At 71.2% G+C, this 19628-nt stretch carries 14 protein-coding genes; 7 read left to right on the forward strand and 7 right to left on the reverse strand.

Features of this window, described 5'->3' with window-relative positions; all coding sequences use genetic code 11:
- Positions 1 to 65 precede the first annotated feature (65 nt).
- Entirely contained in the window at positions 66 to 518 is a 453-nt protein-coding gene (locus ACJTNH_RS15340) for a PGPGW domain-containing protein (RefSeq protein ID WP_458177111.1), read from the forward strand.
- A 1-nt stretch (position 519) separates the two neighbouring features.
- Here ACJTNH_RS15340 and ACJTNH_RS15345 read toward each other — a convergent pair whose 3' ends face one another.
- On the reverse strand, positions 520 to 1941 hold the full coding sequence (locus ACJTNH_RS15345; protein ID WP_458177113.1) for an amidase: 1422 nt from the start codon (positions 1939 to 1941) through the stop codon (positions 520 to 522).
- Between the two features lie 43 nt (positions 1942 to 1984).
- Positions 1985 to 2758, reverse strand: coding sequence for a peroxide stress protein YaaA (yaaA, locus tag ACJTNH_RS15350; RefSeq protein ID WP_458177115.1), 774 nt, complete (start codon positions 2756 to 2758; stop codon positions 1985 to 1987).
- 156 nt (positions 2759 to 2914) lie between these two features.
- On the opposite strand from yaaA, the gene ACJTNH_RS15355 reads away from it, so the two are divergent.
- Positions 2915 to 3766, forward strand: a complete 852-nt coding sequence (locus ACJTNH_RS15355; RefSeq protein WP_458177117.1) for a PP2C family protein-serine/threonine phosphatase — start codon at positions 2915 to 2917, stop codon at positions 3764 to 3766.
- A 15-nt stretch (positions 3767 to 3781) separates the two neighbouring features.
- Here the strand turns inward: ACJTNH_RS15355 and ACJTNH_RS15360 are convergent, their stop codons facing one another.
- The 3 genes from ACJTNH_RS15360 to ACJTNH_RS15370 form a co-directional block, all read right to left on the reverse strand.
- Entirely contained in the window at positions 3782 to 4945 is a 1164-nt protein-coding gene (locus tag ACJTNH_RS15360; RefSeq protein ID WP_458177119.1) for a spore photoproduct lyase family protein, read from the reverse strand.
- Between the two features lie 39 nt (positions 4946 to 4984).
- Positions 4985 to 6409: a DUF222 domain-containing protein gene (locus tag ACJTNH_RS15365; RefSeq protein ID WP_458177121.1), complete on the reverse strand. Its 1425-nt coding sequence runs from the start codon at positions 6407 to 6409 to the stop codon at positions 4985 to 4987.
- A 167-nt stretch (positions 6410 to 6576) separates the two neighbouring features.
- A complete protein-coding gene (locus tag ACJTNH_RS15370) occupies positions 6577 to 6768 on the reverse strand; it encodes a hypothetical protein (protein ID WP_458177123.1) in 192 nt (63 codons plus the stop codon).
- Positions 6769 to 7409: 641 nt separating this feature from the next.
- Between ACJTNH_RS15370 and ACJTNH_RS15375 the strand changes: the two genes are divergently transcribed.
- The 4 genes from ACJTNH_RS15375 to ACJTNH_RS15390 all read left to right on the forward strand — a co-directional run bounded on the left by ACJTNH_RS15375 (position 7410) and on the right by ACJTNH_RS15390 (position 10614).
- The gene (locus ACJTNH_RS15375; protein ID WP_458177125.1) at positions 7410 to 7847 is read left to right on the forward strand and encodes a helix-turn-helix domain-containing protein; all 438 of its coding nucleotides are present in this window, start codon (positions 7410 to 7412) and stop codon (positions 7845 to 7847) included.
- Positions 7844 to 8845, forward strand: coding sequence for a PIN domain-containing protein (locus ACJTNH_RS15380; RefSeq protein ID WP_458177127.1), 1002 nt, complete (start codon positions 7844 to 7846; stop codon positions 8843 to 8845). Before ACJTNH_RS15375 ends, ACJTNH_RS15380 begins: the two co-directional genes overlap by 4 nt.
- A 118-nt stretch (positions 8846 to 8963) precedes the next feature.
- Positions 8964 to 9761, forward strand: a complete 798-nt coding sequence (locus ACJTNH_RS15385; RefSeq protein ID WP_458177129.1) for a hypothetical protein — start codon at positions 8964 to 8966, stop codon at positions 9759 to 9761.
- 166 nt (positions 9762 to 9927) lie between these two features.
- The gene (locus tag ACJTNH_RS15390; RefSeq protein WP_458177131.1) at positions 9928 to 10614 is read left to right on the forward strand and encodes a class I SAM-dependent DNA methyltransferase; all 687 of its coding nucleotides are present in this window, start codon (positions 9928 to 9930) and stop codon (positions 10612 to 10614) included.
- A gap of 170 nt (positions 10615 to 10784) precedes the next feature.
- Here ACJTNH_RS15390 and ACJTNH_RS15395 read toward each other — a convergent pair whose 3' ends face one another.
- Positions 10785 to 12221 carry an IS1380 family transposase gene (locus ACJTNH_RS15395; protein WP_458177133.1) on the reverse strand — a complete coding sequence of 479 codons (1437 nt, stop codon included), beginning with the start codon at positions 12219 to 12221 and terminating at the stop codon, positions 10785 to 10787.
- 388 nt (positions 12222 to 12609) lie between these two features.
- Complete coding sequence (locus ACJTNH_RS15400; protein WP_458177135.1) at positions 12610 to 14448, reverse strand: hypothetical protein; 1839 nt, start codon at positions 14446 to 14448, stop codon at positions 12610 to 12612.
- A gap of 150 nt (positions 14449 to 14598) precedes the next feature.
- Here ACJTNH_RS15400 and ACJTNH_RS15405 point away from each other — a divergent pair, with 150 nt between their 5' ends.
- Positions 14599 to 18969, forward strand: coding sequence for a hypothetical protein (locus ACJTNH_RS15405; RefSeq protein ID WP_458177137.1), 4371 nt, complete (start codon positions 14599 to 14601; stop codon positions 18967 to 18969).
- Positions 18970 to 19628: the final 659 nt, after the last annotated feature.

Consider the following 19628-nt stretch of genomic DNA (forward strand, 5'->3'; position numbering starts at 1 on the left):
GCACCCGATCGGCCGACACGCGCGCGGCTGGCGTGGACCCGAGTTGGGCGGGGCACGACTCACCCGTGAAGACCGTCGTGATCGGCGTCCTCGGGGGCCTGCTGACCCTCGCCGGCGTCTGCCTGCTCGTCCTGCCCGGTCCCGGGTTCGTGCTCGTCGCCGCCGGCCTGGCGGTGCTCGCCACCCGCTTCCCGTGGGCGGCCAAGCCGCTGGACTACGCGAAGGAGAAGGCCCAGGAGGGCGTGGAGGAGGTCGGCAAGAGCCCGCTGCGCGCCGCGGGGGCGGTGCTGGCCGCGCTGGTGCTCGTCGCGCTCGGGGTGCTGGCGCTGATCGGCGTCGACCTGCCCTTCGTCAACGCCTTCACCGCCGTCGTCCTGATCATCTCCGGGCTGTTCCTGGTCGGCACCGTGGTCTTCGCCCGGCACGAGGAGAAGGTCCTCGACGCCAAGGCGCGCCGCCCCGCCGGCACGCCCGGGAACGGGGGCGCCTACCGGGTGGCCGGGCCGAAGGCCGACTGACTCAGTCCAGGTCGGGGCGCCGCCGGCCGAACCCGGTGGCCTGCTCGAACGCGTGGCCGACCTCCAGCACCCGGCGGTCGGCGCGCGGGGCGGCGACGACCTGCAGCCCCACCGGCAGCCCGTCGGCGGTGAACCCACCGGGCACCGACAGCGCCGGGCAGCCGGTCGCCGAGACGAGGGTGCAGGAGCGCATCCAGCCCAGGTAGTCCTCCTGCGGCACGCCGGCCACCTCGGTCGGGTACTCCTGCTCGACCGGGAACGGCAGCACCTGGGTGGTGGGGGCCAGCAGCACGTCGTACCGCTCGAAGAAGGCCACCACCCGCTCGAAGAGCTTCGTGTGCGCGATCTCCGCCCGGCCGACGTCCGCGCCGGTCAGCTCCGCGCCGCGGGCGGCGTTCCAGCGGATCGTCTCCTTGACCTGTTCGGGGTTCCGGCGGACCAGGTCGCCGAAGCTCGCCTCGAACAGCCAGGCGCGCAGCACGCCGAACGCCTCGTCGGCCCCGCGCAGGTCGGGGCACGCCTCCTCGACCGTGGCACCCAGGTCGGTGAAGACGTCGAGGGAGGCCGTCAGCGTCTCGGTGATCGTGGGGTCGACCGGCACCTGGCCGCCCAGGTCCGGCGCCCAGGCGACCCGCAGACCCCGCAGCTCGGTGGGCAGCGGGTCGGCGAACGGGGCGCCCGGGTCGCTGAGCGCGATCGGCACCCGCCGGTCGGGCCCGGCCAATGCCGACAGGGTCAGGGCGACGTCGGCGACGGTGCGCCCCATCGGCCCCTGCACCGACAGCTGCGACCAGCCGATCGGCGCCGGGTGGGTGGGCACCCGGCCCGGGGTGGGGCGCAGGCCGACGACGTTGCAGAACGCGGCCGGGTTGCGCAGCGAGCCGCCCATGTCGCTGCCCTCGGCGATCGGCACCAGGCCGGCGGCCAGTGCTGCCGCCGCGCCACCGGAGGAGCCGCCGGCGGAGAGGCCGTGCCGGTAGGGGTTGTGCGTCGCGCCGAACAGGGTGTTGAAGGTGTGCGAGCCGGCCGCGAACTCCGGCACGTTCGTCTTGCCGACCCGGATGGCACCGGCGGCGCGCAGCCGGGCCACCGCCAGCTCGTCGCGCGCCGGCACCGTCTCGGCGTGCAGCGGCGACCCCCAGGTGGTGCGCATCCCGCCGGTGGCGTGGGTGTCCTTGTGCGCGATCGGCAGCCCGTGCAGCGGGCCGACCGGTTCGCCGGCGGCGAGTGCGGCGTCGGCCGCGTCGGCGGCGGCCCGCGCGCCCTCCGGGTCCAGCGTGATGATGGCGTTCAGCTGCGGGTTCAGCCGGTCGATCCGCGCCAGGTGGGCGTCCAGCAGCTCGCGGGCCGAGACCTCGCGGGCGCGCAGCATCGCCGCGAGCTCGGTGGCCGGGCGGGTGCAGAGGTCCTCGGCGCTGGTCACCCCGGCGACCGTACCGGGTGTCTCAGCGCTGAGGAACCTGCTCTCAGCGGGTCACGGTGGCGGCGGGGACGACGAGGGTCAGCTCGGTGCCCGGCTTCCCCCGGTCGGTGGCGTGTTCCACGTGCAACCCCGCGCGCCGCAGCAGTGCCCGCAGCCGGACGACGGAGTCCGGCTCGCCGGTCGTGGTGGCCAGCAGCCGGGCCAGCCGGCCCTTGTGCGCCTTGTTGAAGTGGCTGACCACGGCGCGGGTGCCGTCCGGCCGCTCACTGAGCACCGACACGGTGACCGCCCCCGGCACGGGCGCCAGCTCGGCGTAGGCGCCGGACCGCAGGTCGACCACCAGGTCGTCGACGCCGGCCAGCACGTCGGTCAGCACCGGCTTCCACAGCGACCGCAGGGTGGGCAGGCCGGGCAGCGAGCTGCCGGCGGACAGCCGGTAGGCGGGGACGGCGTCGTCGGCGCGCAGCAGCCCGAACAGCGCGGAGCCGACCGCCAGCCGGCCGTCGGCCCGCCGCCGCTGCGCGCGGGACAGCGAGCGGACGTCCAGGGCGTCGTACAGGACGCCGGTGTAGCGCTCGATCGCCGGCATCGTCGGGCTGGACCGGAGTGCGGCGTTGCGGGCGATCTCGTCGTCCTGGGCAGGGGAGAGGCCCAGCGCGGACCGCGCGGCCGGGACGTCGCCGGCCAGGGTGACGACCGCCTCCAGCAGCTGCTCGCGCAGCGGGGTCAGCTCGGGGCTGCTCAGCGTGGTCAGGTCCAGCGGGGCGCCGTCCCCACCGGGGTGCTTGGTCTCCGACGGGGGCAGCAGCACGAGCACGGGGGTCGAGGTTACGTGTCGTCGCCGGTCCGGCCGACGCGAGCTGGCAGGCTCGGGGTCCCGCGGACGCCGCTCGCGGGCGGCCGTCGGAGCCGTGATCTACCGTTCGACGACGCTGCGTTCGCGGCGCAGGGGCTGGTCGAGGAGGTGAGAGACGTGCTCGTGCTGGACAGTGCTGCCGTCTCCACCCGCGGGCCGCGCCCGGACAACCAGGACTCCGCGGTCGCCGGACCGCTGCTCATCGCCATCGCCGACGGGGTCGGCGGCAACGTGGGCGGCGCCGTCGCGTCGTCCCTGGTGGCCAACTGGCTGGCCCCGCTGGCCGCGGGCAGCGACGGCGACGGCGCCGACGACCCGGTGCGGGTGGTGGCCAGCGCGAACGAGCGGATCCGGGCCGCCTACACCGAGCGGCCGCGGCTGCGCACGATGGCGACGACGATGACCGCGGTGCACTCCGACGCGCAGGGGCTGGCGCTGCTGCACATCGGCGACTCCCGCGGCTACCTGCTGCACGAGGGGGAGCTGCAGCAGATCAGCACCGACCACACCCTGGTCCAGGCGCTGATCGACGCCGGCTCGATCACCCCGGCCGAGGCGAAGGTGCACCCCCAGCGCTCGGCCGTCTACGCGGCGCTGCACGGCGCGGACGACGACGTCGCGGCCGTCGACGTGCTCCGGTTGGACGCCCGCCCCGGTGACCGGCTGATGGTCTGCTCCGACGGGCTGTCCGACGTCGTGCCGCCCGACGTGCTGCGCGACCTGCTCGCCGCGCCGGGGACACCCGCCGAGGCCGCCGCCCGGCTGCGGGACGCGGCGCTGGCCGGTCCGCCGACCGACAACATCACCGTCGTGGTGGCCGACGTCCGGGAGTCCGCGCCGGGCAACGACCCGATCCGGGTGTGCACCGTCGGGGCGGCCACCGAGCTGCGCGAGGAGACCGCAGAGGCGCTGGAGGCCGTCTGGCCCGGCCCGGTCCCGGTCGGGCTGGTGCAGCACCGCCCCAGGTGACAGCGGGGTCCTCCGTCAGGTCCAGTAGAGGAGCCGGGCGCCGGGCAGCCGGTCGGCGATCGCGGCGGTGGACCAGCCCCGCAGCTCGCCCATCGTCTCCTTCGGGTAGACGTGCTTGACCGCGCCGAACTTGCCGCGCTTGGTGGTGCGCTGCTCCTCGTCCATCTCCAGCCGGGTGCGCGGGTACCAGTCGAGCAGCGTCTGCTTGCTGCCCGGCGTGAAGCGGTGCGTGATGCACTCGACCGTCAGGTCGGTGCCGGCGGGCAGGGTCGCGGCGACGTCGTCCAGCAGCCGGCCGTAGTGCTCGCGCCAGCCGTCGATCGGCATGATCGGGGCGATCGTGAGGCCCACCGGGTAGCCGGCCGCCGCGACCGCGCCCAGTGCGGCGATGCGCCCGGCCACCGGTGACGTGGCGCCCTCGAACCGCTGGGCCACCGGCCCGGCGTTGAGCGAGAACCGCAGCCGGGTGTGCCCGCCGTGCGGCAGGTCGAGCAGGCCGGCGACGTCGTCGAACTTCGTGGTGGCGCGCAGCTGCACCGGCCCCGACCAGTCGTGGCTGCCGAAGTGGGTGATCGCGGTGGCCAGGCCGCCGGTCAGGTGCTCCAGGGCGAGCGGGTCGGTGTAGCAGGAGGCCTCGAACGTCGTCCCCTCCGCGGCGCGGGCTGCGGAGCTGGAGGTGACGGTGCCGTGCCCGACGTAGCCGTCCAGGCCCGCCAGCGCCTCGTCGAGGTCGGCGTAGACCCGGGTGATCGGCGGCCCGGACAGCGAGCCGGCCAGGTAGCAGTACTGGCAGTGCGCGGGGCAGCCCTGCGCCAGGTCGAAGCGCCAGTCGGCCGAGGGTGCGATCGGCTGGAGCCGGCGCAGCGAGGCCGGCGGGACGACCAGCGCCAGGGTCTGCTTGGCAGCCATGAACGCCGCCCGGTCGCCGTCGCCGCGCAGGCTGGGCAGCCGGTCACCGCGCAGCAGCTCGATGTCGCTGACCCCCGCCGCCTCCAGCCGGGCCAGCACCCGCTGCCCGTACGGCCGCTCGGCCGCGGAGCGGGCGACCAGGACGCGGGACGGCGTCCAGCGCCGGGTCGGGGCCGGGGTCGGCGTCGGGGCGGGGACCTGGCTGGGCGGGGTGGCGGCGACGGGGGTCGGGACCGGGGCGAGGGGCGGAGCGGTGAGCGCGGTGGTCATCGCCTGGTGCAACGACCCCGGGGAAGCCGCCCTTCCGGGTCACGCGGCGCGTCGCCGGACGACCTCGCGATGGGCCATCAGCGCCCAGACGACGTGCTGCAGGTCCATCCGCTCGCCGTCGGAGGGCAGCGCGGCAGGGAGGACGTGCGCGGTCGGCAGCAGCGCGGTGAGCCCCTCGGCGGCGGTTCCGCGGAACCGTTCCGCGGTGTCCTCCCACGGTCGCCCGCCGTCGGGGGCCACGGCGACCAGCCGGCCGCCGCGCCGGCTGAGCACCAGGTCGTGGTCGTGGACCAGCCCGTGGTCGACGTCGCAGAGCAGCACCAGGTTCGAGACGTCGGTGCGGCCGCCGTGCAGCCAGTGCCGCAGGTGGTGGGCGTGCAGCCGCTCCGGCCGCGTCTCCTCGCAGCCCGGCCGGGCGCAGCCGCCGTCGCGGAGCAGCAGGGCACGTCGTTGGGCGCGGGTGGCGTACCGGCGGGACCGGCCCTGGGCCAGCACCTCGGCGCCGTCGGTGACGATCGCGGTGACGGCCGCGTCGCACGCCAGCCGCCGGGCCTGGGCGGGGGTGAGCGCCGGCCCGCCCTCCAGTGCGGCCCGCCCGGCAGCCTCGTCGTCGGCGAGCACCGCGGCGTCCACGACGACCACCACCTCGCGCCGGGGTGGGTCCCCGGCCCGCCGGTCGGCGTCGGCTGCCGCTGCGGCCAGCTGGGTCATCGCCCGGCAGCGTCGTTCGGTGGTCACCGCCAGCGGCTCGACCGCGTCCCCGGCGGTCGTCGGCCCGCCGGCTGCCGATCCGGGGCTGGCTGCGGTGGGGGCTCCGGAGCCGGTGGCCTGCCCCTGGGCCCGGGTGCGGGCTGCTCGTCCACGGCGGGCGTCCTGCTCGGCGAGTGACTCGATCGCGGCGAGGAACGCGGCGCCGTGCTCGGCCTCCATCCGGACCTGCACCGAGACCATCCCGTCGTCCTCGGTCCACCAGGAGAACCGCCGCCGGTCGGCCACCCGGCCCGCGTCGACGTCATCGGCCCGCCGCCAGGCCCGCACGGTGCGCTCGACCTGGGAGGCGGTGGCGTGCCGGGCGAACTCGACGAGCTCGGCCTCGGTGCCCGGCTCGGCCACCCTCGTCAGCGCGCGCACCTTCGAGTAGGAGAGCTCGCCGGCGGAGAACGCGGCGCTGGTGACGGGCAGTCCGCGCAGTGCCCGCGCGACCCGGACGTGCTGCCGGGCCGTTCCCGGCGTCAGCGCGCACCTCCAGGCCAGCCAGTGCGCGCACGAGGTGATGCCGATGCCCCGCCAGCCCTCCCGTTCGTCGAACTCGGCGACCAGTCGCAGCCAGGACGCCGTCGCCGCGGCCAGCTGGACCGCGCCGGCGCAGATCCGGTCACCGAGGGAGTCGAGTGGCTCGACCGGTTCGGTGGAGGCGTCGGCGACGACGGAGAGCGGCGGGGGAGCGACCAGTGCATCGATCATGTGTTCGAAGCTAACCAAAGGGGCTGACAGAACCGCAGGTCAGCAGCGTGCGACGGTTCCGCGGAACCGCCCGGGCCGTCGGAGGGGGCGCACCACCGGGTGGGCCGGTGCCCTGCCGGCGTCCCCGGGCACGAGCCAGGCAGAGCCCCGGCGCCGACCGAGCTGGGTCAGTCGGCCAGGTCGACGACGACCGGGGCGTGGTCGCTGGCGCCCTTGCCCTTGCGCTCTTCGCGGTCGATCCGGGCGTCAGAGACCCGCCGGGCCAGGGCGGGGGAGCCGAGCACGAAGTCGATCCGCATGCCCTCGCGGCGCGGGAAGCGCAGCTGCGTGTAGTCCCAGTACGTGTGGGGGTGAACCATCGACCAGCGCAAAATTCTCAAACCTCACTTTGACCTGCGCGAATACGCTTCAGTCAACCAGTGCCATTGAGACTCAATCACAAGATCGTGTGCCCCCAGTGTGCCCCCAGGCGCGATGGGTGGCGCGAGAATCAAAGTGGTCGCCCGGCCTGCATCAGACGGTGCAGCCCGACACTCCATCTGCGTGCCAGTTCACGGCGCGACGCGAGCGCCCCGTCCGCGCACCGAGCCTTCTGGGGGCGAGGCCCCGGCGGCTTTCAGCTCTGACGCTTCGGAGCCCAACAGCGGAGCGACAGAGGTCGTATCGGCACCTGGAATCTTGGAGCTGCGGGGCGTGAGCGGATGCGGCCTCTCACCTGGGCATACGCCGGTGGCGCCTATTGGTGGCTGAAGTGTCATGCTCCGGCGTCTTGCGGAGCTGCTGCGAACCGGATCCCTCCGCTCCCCACTGCCGGAGTGTGCCAGGTGCCTTGTGCGGCGGAAGGGCGCTGCGCGTCCCTCCGGGATGGACCTTCGGCCCACCCTTCCCCCGCCCGGCGACAGCCGGCTCGAGGCTCGTTGTGGGGGAACAGAGGGGCGGCAGACATCGGGCGGACCACCCGTCACTTGCGTTTCTTTCGTTTCGGTTGCACGATGTGACCATGTCTCGCTCCGTCGCTCGGTTGTCGTCAGACGACATCGCGTCTGACGCCGCGGCTCGCCTCGCTCATGAACTCGAGGACGCGAGAACCCTCACCCTCGGCGACGAGACCCTCGACCTGACGGACGAGGTCCGCTCGGCACTGGCCAAGATGTTCCAGCTGCTCGCTTCGGGCCAGCGTGTCGAGGTAGTCCCGATGGCAGAGACGCTCACCACCCAGCAGGCGGCCGACTTGCTCGACGTCAGCCGTCCCACGCTGGTGAAGATGTTGGAGTCAGGGCTCATCCCCTACGAACAACCGTACGTGCACCGCCGGATCTCCCGTGCGGCCATCGACGAATTCATCGCCTCAAGGGCCGAGCGACGCAGAGCTGCTCTCGACGCCCTGGCGGAGACGTTCGACCCCGACGTGCCCGACGAGTACGTCAACACGCGGTGACGGCGCCGGTCCTCCTCGACGCTTGCGTCCTCGTACCGCAGCGGCTCTCCAGCCTTCTCCTTACCCTGGCCGAGGAAGGACTCTTCGAGCCTCGCTGGTCGGAACGGATCCTGGCAGAGACCGAACGGGCGCTCACCGTCAAGCTCGGTCTCTCGCCGGACCGTGCCATGCGGCGCCTGACGGCCATGCGGCAGGCCTTCCCGGAGGCGTCGGTGCATGGCTTCGAGCACCTGGAGGAGGGGCTCAGCTGTCATCCGAAGGACCGGCATGTACTCGCGGCGGCGATCGCCGCCGGAGCCGAGGCTCTCGTGACCGCGAACGTCCGAGACTTCCCGGAAGCGTCCTGCCGCCCGCACGGCGTCACCGTGTCCGACCCCGACGTCTTCCTACTCGAACTGATGGTCCGGGACACCCGCGCCTGTAAGACGGCCGTCGAGCGAGAGGCGCAGCGAACGCGTCGACCCCCGATGACGGCGCGGGACGTGCTCGCCGGCGTAGCCGGCGTGGTCCCGACCTTCGCCAACGCGCTGCACCAAGCAATGCTGGACGACGACTTCGCCACGAGCGAGCTACCCGCCTACGTTGCCGTCCCGGACGAAGACAGCCCCTTGCAGGAGTACGCAAGCGCCCCTGACCCCAGCAATCCACTGCATGTGGCCATGGCATGGTGGACTGCACTGAACGACCGCGGCCGGTATCTCGCCGCGCTGCACAGCCTCACCTGGTCACCCGCCGCATTTGGGGACTACGCCTGGGCGGACGAAATGCTGGCGAAGCGATCCATCGCCTCACGCGTCTACTACGCCGTTGACGATCCGGCCGGCGACGTGGCATTCATCCGCTTCGTACCGGAGGTCGCGCAAAGCTCCCAGGTCTTCCAGCCGTTCCTCATTCGCGGGGCACGCTTCCTGACCATGAAGCGGCGCCAGGACGGAACGTGGTGCGTCTGGGGACTCGGCGGAAGAATGATCGGGGCCCGACTGGTTCGCGAAGGCTGACGGATCGCCACGCCTGGACGATGGCGGACAGGCAGTGGCAGCCATGTGAACGCCGGGGCAACCCCGATGAAAGCGCGCCGTCCGCCGAAGTCTCCCTAGCCCTGGGCAGACTTGTGTTGTGACGCTCGCGCCGACGCCCGGACCCGAAGACGGGGAGACGCTCCGACAGGTCCTCAAGGTCCTGATCGCAACCCTGGGCGGTGGGCTGGGGTTCATGGTGGGCGGCCCTGGCGGGGCAGCCGCAGTCGCCGGGGCAACCGAGGGTGCTGGTGTCGCCTTGGACGTCCTTGCCCACCGGATGCGTCAGCGGTCGGCGTCGAACGCCTCAGGGGCTGTCGACGTCGCCCTCGATGCGAGCTGCATGTCGGAAGCGCAGCTCATCGACGCCTTGACCCGCGATCCATCGGCCTGCCTCCTAGCCACTACGGCCTTGAACGCTGCTGCGGAAACAGCGCTCCAGGAAAAGGTCCGCCTGATGGGTCATGTGCTTGCGAACGCCGCCACGGATGCTGCGGTCGTTGATGAGGAGCTTCTCGTGGCCAGGGCCGTGCGGGTTCTTGAGGCGCCACACTTCCGCGTGCTTGCCCTTCTTGATGATCCTCCACGTTTCGACGGGGACCCAGAAGGGACGTCGACAATGCGTTGGACGCCTCCGCATCTCGCCGCGCGCCGGGGGTGGCCTCAGCGCTCGGTAACGTCCGTGCTCCTGACGCTCCAAAGTGTCGCAGCCGCGCTTCTGTCGCCTTCCACAATCGATGGGGGAAGGGCGAGTTACCGAGAGCTGTTGCGGACACGCGGACCTCTGGAGCTCACCGAAATGCATTGTGAGATCACTGACTTCGGGGCTCACCTGGCGGAGCGGATACGGCAGGCGGGCGCAAAGGTCACAGGCGAAGCGGTCCAATGCGACTCGTAGGTTCGCTCAGTCGTGCGGTGACCGCGGGGCAGAGCCCGGGCGCCTGGCCCGTAAAGCCATCGCCGCTCGGGACGCGCACAAGGGGATCCTCAAGTGGCAAGGCCGTCACTCGGTACGGGCGGCAGTCCTTCACGAGTGAGCGCAGGAGCGATTCACAAGCGGCCCGGTGGCCGAGATCACCTTGGAGGAGTCGACAATGACGTGCCCAGCAGGCCCCGCCGACTACAAGTCCGTGCAGCAGGCCTACGACACCGTGGCCGAAGACTACGCCGCGCACCTGCCCGACACCCGCGCCGAAGCGGCGCTCGACCTAGCGATGCTCGACCACTTCGCCGCCACGGTGGGGGCCGGCGGCCCTGTTCTGGATGCCGGCTGTGGCGCTGGGCGCATGACCCGCTATCTGGCCGACCGAGGCTGCAGTGTCGAAGGGGTTGACCTGTCCCCGGCCATGGTTGCTGCGGCCCGCCGCGACCACCCTGACCTGACCTTCGGGGTCGGCTCCATCGCAGACCTGCCCCACCCCGACAGTCGCTTCGCCGGCGTGCTGCTCTGGTACTCCACTATCCACACTCCGCCCGAACACCTCGGTCGCGTCTTCGCCGAGGTGGCCCGCGTGCTGCGCGCCGGAGGCCACCTCCTGCTCGCCTTTCAGTCTGGCCACGGCACGGGCGACGTCGCTGCGGCCTACCGCCGATTCGGCCACGACGTTGAGCTCGAGCGCTACCTGACGACCGCGAACGATGTCGCGACAATGATGAGTGCCGTCGGACTCACCGAGACCTGCCGCCTCGTCCGCGCCGCCCAGGGCGGAGAGCGAGACGCGCAGACCGTGCTGCTCGCGCGGGCCATCTGACCCAGATCCGCGAGTAGGGGTCGGTGAGGCACCCAGACAAGATCAGTGATCTTGTCTGGGTGGGGTGTCGTGGGTGAAGGCGTGAGGAAGGTCCGGCTGTCGCGCCGGATGGGCGGGGGCTCCGACTGCACCCCGGTGGTCCTCGGTCGCAGGGACGGGCGGGCTGCTGGTCAGCCGGCTCGGGGCAGTCGCTGGAGCTCGGGCAAGACGGTGGCCAGCAGCTGCTCACCGGGAGGCAGGCGCAGCCAGATGACCCCGGCGCGGCGGACGACCCGCGCCGGGATGTTGATCAGTTCCCGGCGTAGCCGGGCCACGGTGCGGCGTCCGCGGCCATTGCCGCGGTCGATGCCGGCGATCTCCTGCAGCCAGGCGGAGATCGCGCAGGCCAGCAGCGCGGCCCACATCCACACACTGTTCACCGCGTGCGATCCCGACGGGAGGTGACGTAGCGCCGCGCCGAGCTTGCCGTCTTTGTTCAGCGCCTCGATGTCGGTGCGGTGCCGGTACCACCACTCGACCTCGGCCAGCTTCTCCTCATCGGAGACGTCGAGGTTGGTCAGGATGAAGCTGTAGCCGAACACGTGCTCCAGCCGGCCTTCCAGGGCCAAGACCAGCTGGTCTTTGGGGATGGTGCGGCGCTTGCGGGCCCGCTCGGTCGGGATGCGCTCGACCGGGATGCGGGTCCGGCGGGCGATGCACACCACCCCCGGCGGCCACTGTCCGGGCAGGTAGTCGATGACCGCCAGCTCGGTGTCCTCCATCCCGACCGCCGGCACCCATCGGGCGTCGGCGGCGGCCGCGGCGGCGCGGACCACCGCGGAGTTACGTTTGGCGCCGATCGCGAACTGCACCCCGCGCTCGACGCAGGCCTGCGCGAGGGCGGCGGCGAAGTAGCCGGCGTCCCACCGCGCGCGGATGGTCTGCACCTCCTCGGGCAGGGCGGCGATGGACCGGTCCAGCAGCTCCACGCAGTTGCTGCGCGGATCGGCCGCCCCCGGCATCAGCTCACCGGCCAGCGGCACCCCGGCCTCGGCCCAGAAGGTCAGGTGCGGGCGCAGGTTGCGCTGCCCGGTGTGGTTGTACTCGGCGTTCTCCTTCAACCGGCCGAAGACCTCCACGTCGGTGGTGTCCCCGTCGATGGTCACCGTCGTCAGCAGGCTGGAGCGACGCACCTGGCCGACGAGGGTGAGCATCCGGGCATTGACCTGCCCGATCGCCGCCTCGATCCCGCGCAGATGCTCGGTGGTGAACCGGCGGGCGATCCCGCCCACGGTCGTCGACGCAGGGGTGGGCACCGGCTCCAGCAACTGACCGGCGGCATCGGCCCGCCGCCGGTCCAGGCCGGCCAAAAAGTCGCCGCCGGTCAGCTGACAGGAGGCCAGGGACAGCAACGTCTCGGCACCGGACAGACCACGGCGGCGCTGCTTGACCGCCCCGACGTGCTCCTCCAGAGCCGCGGTCACCCCGAGCACCTGGTCAAGCTCGCGGACGGCCTCCACACCCGCGCACGACGTCAGCCGCTCATCCGCCTCACCGATACGCACCCGGCGCGCCCGCCGCCGCACCTGCCCACCGCTGCGCTTGCGCCCGCGTATCCTCGCCACCACAAGAGTGCCCTTCCACCCGGCAGATCCTGGACTTCAGCAATCCGGATCCTCGCTGGTGAAAGGGCACTTTTGCCGTCAAGCGCTCCGGCGCGTCCGACCGCTACTCGCGGACCTGGGTCTGAATGCATGCGCCGGTAGACGTTCCACCCCGCGATCGCCGCGCGGGACGCGCACAGGGGATTCTCGATTGGGACAGCCCCAGTGGCTCGGCGCACGCCCATGCCGAAAGTCGGACGTGAGCAAGCGCTTATCCCATTTCGATTCCGGTTCACGCCTTAAGCCGCGTCAGGTGCGCATCTCGGTTCAGTGGTTGATCCCGATGATCACGGCTGGTGCGACCGCCGAGCCCAGCCCCGGTCCGCGTCCCGCTGATGACGGAACCGGTTGCTCACCCTTCGTCTGTCGCGCCATCGTCTGCGGATAGAGATTCGTCTGTCTGCTCATTCGCGGAGGGCTCCTTGCCGGCCTCGCCCCTTCGCTCGCCGAAGAGGAACGTGTGAAGATCAAAGTCGGGATCGTGATTGCCTGCGCTGAGGCGGGCTTCCCACGTGAGAAGAGCTTCGTTACCGGGCATTTCGGCGACAGCGTTCGCGGCGAAGGTGAGAGCCTCGTCGTGTCTGCCAGCGGCCTCGAGCTCGTCCGCGGCCCAGAGTTGAATCAGTGCGTCGATGGCCGCGGGAAGCGGCGCATGGTTCCTGGAGTACCTGGCGTCGTTTCGTGCCTGAGCCATGGCGGTCCAGTCGTCCGCACTCCATGTCGGGATCGGATGGTTGGACAGCAGCGAAACTGTGAACGCACTAGGTGACGCTGTGTCCAGCGCCGTTTTGTACTGGTCGATGAAGGCCGTGGCCGCGGGGCGGTGAGCGGCAGGGTCGACCCACGCATGCCACAGGACGTGTATGGCGATCAAGGCCGTCCTGGCCTCACCGTCGGCCAGTTTGGGTACCAGATTTTCGATTTCTTGACACACGGGGTCGAGTGGAAATCCGTCGGTGTGGTGCCCGCCGAGCCATCCGATGAGTGCCTCGGCGAAACCATCGAGCCGGCGGGTCGCCGCCTCCGCCGTGAGTCCGCCTGTCTGCCAGATCCAGTACTGCGGCGCAAGTTGCACCTCAACGATGCCGGGCAGGGCCTCGCGGTAGTCCCAGGGGGCGGGCGAGACCTTCTCAGCATCGGTGACGTAGCGGCGGACGACGTGTCGGATGAGGCGCCATAGACCGGCGAGGGTAAGCACGCGCTCGAAGCTGGGCTCGTAAGCGGTTTCAGCGCCGTCGGTGTAGAGCCACACGCCTTCGCCAAGATCCTCCAGTACGTGGCTTCGCCGCGACCGGATGTCGTAGGCAATGCCGAGCATCCGCTCGATGTCGGGCGCCCGGGGCGGCCGGACCGTCCCCACTGCGTCGTCGCGGTAGTAGTCCGACGACACTCGGGCCAGGGTGGATGAGATGAAGCGTCGTTTCAGGCCCGCCCGATCAGCTTCTAGAACAGCAGTACGTATCTTGTCGGCCATTTCCTGATCCAGGTCTACCAAGGCCGCGTCGATGATCCTGCGCTTAGAACCGTCGTAGCGGTCCCAAGTCACCGGCGTGGACAGCTCGTTCTCCGAAATTGATTCGAGAGCTGCGACCAAATCCGTGTAGGCCCCCGTCGGGTCGTCGAGGGCTCGTCGTGTCGCATCAACCGCGTTACGGATAGCCCGCATGACGCGCGCAAAGTCGTCTCGGCTGAGGCTAAGGAGGTCGTTCATGAACTGCCGGAGGTCGTCCCATTGGTCGGGCTGCACCGTTTGTCTCGGCTCAAACAGGCACGGGAAGAGGTCGTTGGCCGAGCGTCCGCGCGGCGTGCCGTCGCCGGTGACCAGGCGCCGGGTCTCGTCGTGGTCCCGGCTGACGGTGCGGTTCAACACAAACGTCATCAGGTAAGCAAGGTCGTCGACTAGGTCGGTTCCACCAGTGGCAATCATGAAGTCGTCGGTGCCGTCAGGACGTTGTTGCTCGAGACGATCGACGACTGCGATCATCGCCGACGAGGTGAGCCCCAACTCGGTCGAAGCGATCACTTCGCCTACCGGTAACGCGATCGGCGGATCACCAACGAACCAGGCGTTGCTGTAGACCGTGTAGCGGTGCTCGGTCTCGTTGAGCGGGACGTCGGGACGGAAGAACCGTCCTGCGGCGATCTGGAGCATCAACTGCCCACGCAACTGCCGCACGATCTTCTTAGCCACCGGTCTACTGTCGCTTGCCGATCCCTCAGCGGGACGCACCGGGCCCGTTGCGGCATGAGCGGACGTTCGCTTCGGTGCTCGTGACGAAGCATCCTTCGCCTTGTCCTCGGTCTGGCGAAGCTAGGGTGCCGAAGGCGGAAAGGAGGCGCGGTGCTGTTCCCCATCGGAGTCGGTCGCGAGGTCGTCCCGCTCGGCGGTGAGTATCACCTGGACGACGACGGGTTCCGGTCGAACACCGTCGCCGCGGGACAGCTGCCGGTGGCCAACATCGCACCGCGCGCCTCGGTGGCTGTGCTGGGCGAGCCGGGGATCGGCAAGTCCCGTGCCGTCCACGACCTCACCGTCGGCGACAGCACCGTCATTGACGTCGGCCTGGACACCGTGGCCGACGTCCATGATCTGCACCACCGGCTCGCCGCCGTCGACGCCGCCGTCGACAAGGGCGTACCACCGCACCTCATCACCGTCGTGCTCGACAGTATCGACGAATGCCCGATCACGACCAAGGTGCTGCTCCACCACCTCCAAGCGACGCTGCGGCGTCACCCCACGCCGCGGGTCGTGCTCGGCTGCCGCACCGCCGACTGGCCAGAAACCCTCGGCACTCGGCTGCAGGCGTTGCTGCCGAGCCTCACGGTCTATGAGCTGCTGCCGCTCGGACGTGCCGACATCGCCGAGCTTGCCGCCACCCGCGGCGCCGACGGCGCCAGCTTCCTCACTGCCGTCGTGGACGCCGCGGCCGTGCCGCTCGCCGCACTTCCGCTGACCCTGGACCTGCTGCTGGGCACGTACCAGCAGTCGGGGCGACTGCCGGGCTCCGCCGCCGACCTCTACGAGCAGGGACTGCTTCTGCTCGTCGAGGAACCCGATCCGGACCGGCCATCGGCCAAGAAGCCCGCCGGCACCGCGCCGCAGCGGCTCGCCGTCGCCGCCAAGCTCGCTGCCTACACGATGCTGTGCGGCCGCAGCGCGATCGCCCGCGCGGTGCCGGCCACCGCCGACGATCTGCTCGCCGGCGCCCTCGCCGGCGGCTCCGAACCCGTCGACGGCGGCGAGTTCAGCGTCACGGCAGAGCTCGTGGACGCCGCTCTGGCCACCGCCGTGTTCACCGGCCGCGGCCCCGGCCGGCTCGGCGTCGTGCACGCTAGCATCGCGGCCTACCTCACCGCGCGGTACCTCACCTCCCATGCCGTCCCCGAACACCAGCTGCGGGCCCTGTTGACCCGCACCAACACCCTCGGCCGCACCCGCGTGCCGTCCCGGCTGCGCGAAACCGCCGCCTGGCTGGTCGCGCTCGACCCGGACCGCAACGGCTGGCTGGTCGACGTCGACCCGGACACCGTCGCGGCCCACGCCGGACTGGTCAACGTCCCCGTCGTCCGCAGCCGGCTGGTGGCCTACCTGCTTGAGTCCCCGAACCCGGAACTGAGGACCGCGCGGCGGCGGTGGCGGCTGGCGCACCCCGGCCTGGCAGAGCAACTGCGACCCGCGCTGCGCGCCCCGCTCACAGAGGACGCCGGACCGCATCTGGGACATCCGGTCTCGCGACGCGCCCGCGTCGCGGTCGAGATCGCCCGACGTGCCGGCGGACACGAGTCGGTCCCCGACCTCGTCGAGCTGCTGCTGAGCAGTACCACCAACCCCTACCTCCGGTCGGCCGCCGCCCATGCACTCATCGACCTCGACGCCGCCACCGCAGCGCAGACGCTCCGCACCGTCCTCGACGAAGTCCGCACCCACCCTGACCACGATCCCGACGACGAGCTACGTGGCCTCGCCCTGGAGACGAATTGGCCCGCCGACCTCAGCGCCGAGCAACTCCTGTCGGCGCTGACCCACCCGCAGGACAGCAGCCTCATCGGCAGCTACGCGCTGTTCCTCGGTCGCTTCCTCGACAACGTCGACGACCAGGTCATCACCGATCTGCTCCGCTCGATCGCCCCCCGCGACAGCACGAATAGCGACACCGAACACGAATGGGTCGACGAGGAAGACCCGCCCCAAGCCACCATGGCGGGACCTGCCGCTCCGCTCGCCCTGCTCACCGGGCCCCGGCGTGGCCAACGGGTCATGGCCGCCCTGCTCAGCCGGGCCCTCGACAGCTCGCAGCTCGACGGGATGGTCGATGAGGTGGGATGGCTGCTCGCCGTCGCGATCCAGCAGCACCACGACATCGCCGTCCCCGACCGCTTCGACGACGCCGCCGACCCCGACTCGTCCGCCGCCCGGCAGCTGCGCCGTGCCCTGATCCTCGCCGCCCTTCGGCACCTCCCGGCCGAACGCGCCGGACTGCTGGTCATCCGATCGCACCGCGGCGCGCCGGGCAGACTGCTCAGGCCTAGGGACCTGGCGTGGCTGCTCGAGCTCGGCGGGACCGAGTGGGCCGCCCACGCCGCCAACCTGATCCGCTTCGTCTTCGACGCCACCGATGTCCGGCAGCAAGAGCTCGTCTGGGCACACTACGGCGAGCCGATCTTCAACGACTCCGTTGGCCGCTGGTTCGACCCGGTCGCGCTCGACAGTCCCGATGCTGCCCGGATGCGCGAGGACCATGCCTGGTCGCGCGAACGCGACCGCAGCTGGGACGGCGCGGACACCCACGAACCGGCGGTTCGTGCGGCCTGGGCACGCTGCGAGCAAGGTGACCCGGACGGCTTCCTCTCGCTGTGCAGCCGCCTCCGCATTGACCCCAAGTCAGGTGACGTCACCACCAACGACGACCTGCAGTCCTGGCCGAGCTACCCGCTGCTCGACATCGACCATGAGGTGCTGCAGGCGTCCGCCGAGCGGTACCTGCGCGAGGCTGACCCCGGCGACGAAGACTGGCTCGACACGGTCGGCGTCCTGCCGTTCCAGGCCTTCGTCGGCTACGTCGCGCTTGCCTACCTCACGCGGACGCCCGGCGGCAGCGCCCGGCTAGACGCGGCGCCGCAACTGTGGCAGCGGTGGACACCGACGATCCTGTGGTTCCCTACCGGCCTCGGCGACCCCGCCCTGCACTCCACCTTGAAGGCGAACGCGCAGCACCAAGACCCCGACACCTACCGGCAGTGGACACTGCGTCACCTCGAAGTGACGGCACAGTCCGACTGGTCACTGGACCCGCTCGATGACCTCGCCGCCGTCTACGACGACACCACCGGCGCCCGGCTCGACGCCGTCCTGCGCGGCGTCATCGACGACGTCACCAGCATCGTCGCCGACCTGCAGCAGCTCACCGAACGCCCCGGCGACCCGGACACGCAGCGCCCCTCCGCGAGCGACCTGCGCGGCAGACTTTCGATCGCCCGCCGCAACGGCACCATCCTCGGCACCTTCCTCGCGCCGCGTCACGACTCGACCCGCAACTGGTTGCGTGACCTCGCCGACGGCACCACCATCGGCCCCGATGAGGTGCGGGTGCTGGCCACCGAGGTGCTGCTCGCGGCCGGCCTGCTTGGCTGGGACGAGATTCTCACCGGCTTGCAGGGCGACGAGAAGTACGGACGGGCACTCGCCATGGCGCTCGCCCGGCGGCGCGGCGACGACGAGGTCGTCTTCCAGCTGACCGATAGCCAGCTAATCGAGCTGTGGTGGTGGCTCGATGCGCGTTGGAGCAGCCAGAGCGACACGTTCGAGAACGGCTTCGTCTCCGACGACCGGCACGTGCGGGACTGGCGCAACGGCATCGTCGCCGAACTTCAGGCCAGAGCAACCCCCCAGGCCCTGGCCGCGCTGGCACGGCTGCTCGCCAGCCGCCCCGACGACTACCGGCTGCAGGCCGCGCTGGCCGACGCCGAAAGCCGCGACCATGACGAGGGCTGGCGCGGCGTCCAGGTCGCGGAACTGACCGCGTTGCTCGACAACACCCGCCGCACCCTGGTCCACGACGACGACGCGCTGTACCGGGCCGTGCTCGCCTCGCTCGACCGGTTCGCCGCCCGGATGCACGACATCGGGCAGACCCTGTGGAACGAGACCCGCCCCAAGCCAGCGGCCGGCGAGGGCGCGACGAAGGTATGGAACCCCAAGTACGAATCCGACGTGTCCGCGGCGCTGCACGACCACCTCCAGCAGGAGTTCGGCGAGCAGCTCGTCGTCAACCGCGAAGTGCTCGTCAAGCAGACCTCCAGCAAGGGTCATGGCTTGGCCGTCGATGTGCTGCCGACCGGCACCGACACCTCCGGCAGGACTCGGCTGCCGACCTGCCCGATCGAGGTGAAGGGCTGCTGGAACCCCGACCTGCTCACCGACCTGGACGCGCAACTCGTCGCCGACTACCTGCCCGCAGCGCACGCGACCCGCGGCGTGTACGTGTGCGTCTGGTTCCCTCCCGAGCAGTGGGACGACCTCGCCGACTCGCGACGCGCCAAGGCCGCCGGCCGTGACCGCGACGAGGTCACGCAAGCGCTGACCGCGCAGGCGCAGGCCTCCTCACAGGCGGGTGGGGTCGAGGTCACGGCCGTGGTGATCGACATTCCGAGACCGACACGGTCGTCCCGGGTGACCAGTAACCCAGCAGTCACCAAGCCCAGTCCTTAACAGCGCCGTCAAAGGGCAGCGGTCGCCGGCGGTCCGCTTGGCGCAGCTTTCACTGCTCAACAATGAATACGAGTGCGCGTCGCGTAGGGCGTCCGAGGTCGAAGACGCCGCCCTGTCCATTGCCCAGGCACCGGTACGTGGGTACAAAGGTCATCCGCTCATCGGCATGCGCGGTTGTCCCGCAGGTCGAACCCGAGTCGGGAACACTGCAGGACAGAGCAGATGCCCTCGTCCGACGTCCCGTAAGACCCGCCCGGTGAGCCGTCCCGCTCCGGGAGGACAACTGGGACGCCCCTGGGAGCTGGTCGCAGCCTCGTCGTCCAGTTGCCGCTCGCCATCCGCAGCACCGGGTCGCAGAAGGCCGGCGACCCGGGCCGGGGCACCCCGGAGCTGATCGTCATCCTCGCCTGCAGTCGGAAGGAGGCGGCCCGCTCTCAGTCGACAATTCGCCGCGGATAACCGACGGCATGACGCCCCGCGACGTCTTCAAGCCCGTCAGTGCAGCTTTTCCGGAAAACCTCGAGTCCTCCCGAAAGAGCGGCACGCATGCTACCAATAGAGGTAGTCCGGGGGGGGGGGGGGGGGGGGGCGGGGGGCGGGGGGGGGGGGGGGGGGGGGGGGGGGGGGGGGGGGGGGGGTATTTGTGGTGGGTTGTTTGT

The organism is Modestobacter lacusdianchii, from assembly GCF_054177765.1.

Bases quoted from the DNA above. Each gene is read 5' to 3' on its own strand.
- ACJTNH_RS15365 (WP_458177121.1), bottom strand. From the start codon at position 6,409: ATGATCGATGCACTGGTCGCTCCCCCGCCGCTCTCCGTCGTCGCCGAC.
- ACJTNH_RS15370 (WP_458177123.1), bottom strand. From the start codon at position 6,768: ATGGTTCACCCCCACACGTACTGGGACTACACGCAGCTGCGCTTCCCG.
- ACJTNH_RS15375 (WP_458177125.1), top strand. From the start codon at position 7,410: ATGTCTCGCTCCGTCGCTCGGTTGTCGTCAGACGACATCGCGTCTGAC.
- ACJTNH_RS15360 (WP_458177119.1), bottom strand. From the start codon at position 4,945: ATGACCACCGCGCTCACCGCTCCGCCCCTCGCCCCGGTCCCGACCCCC.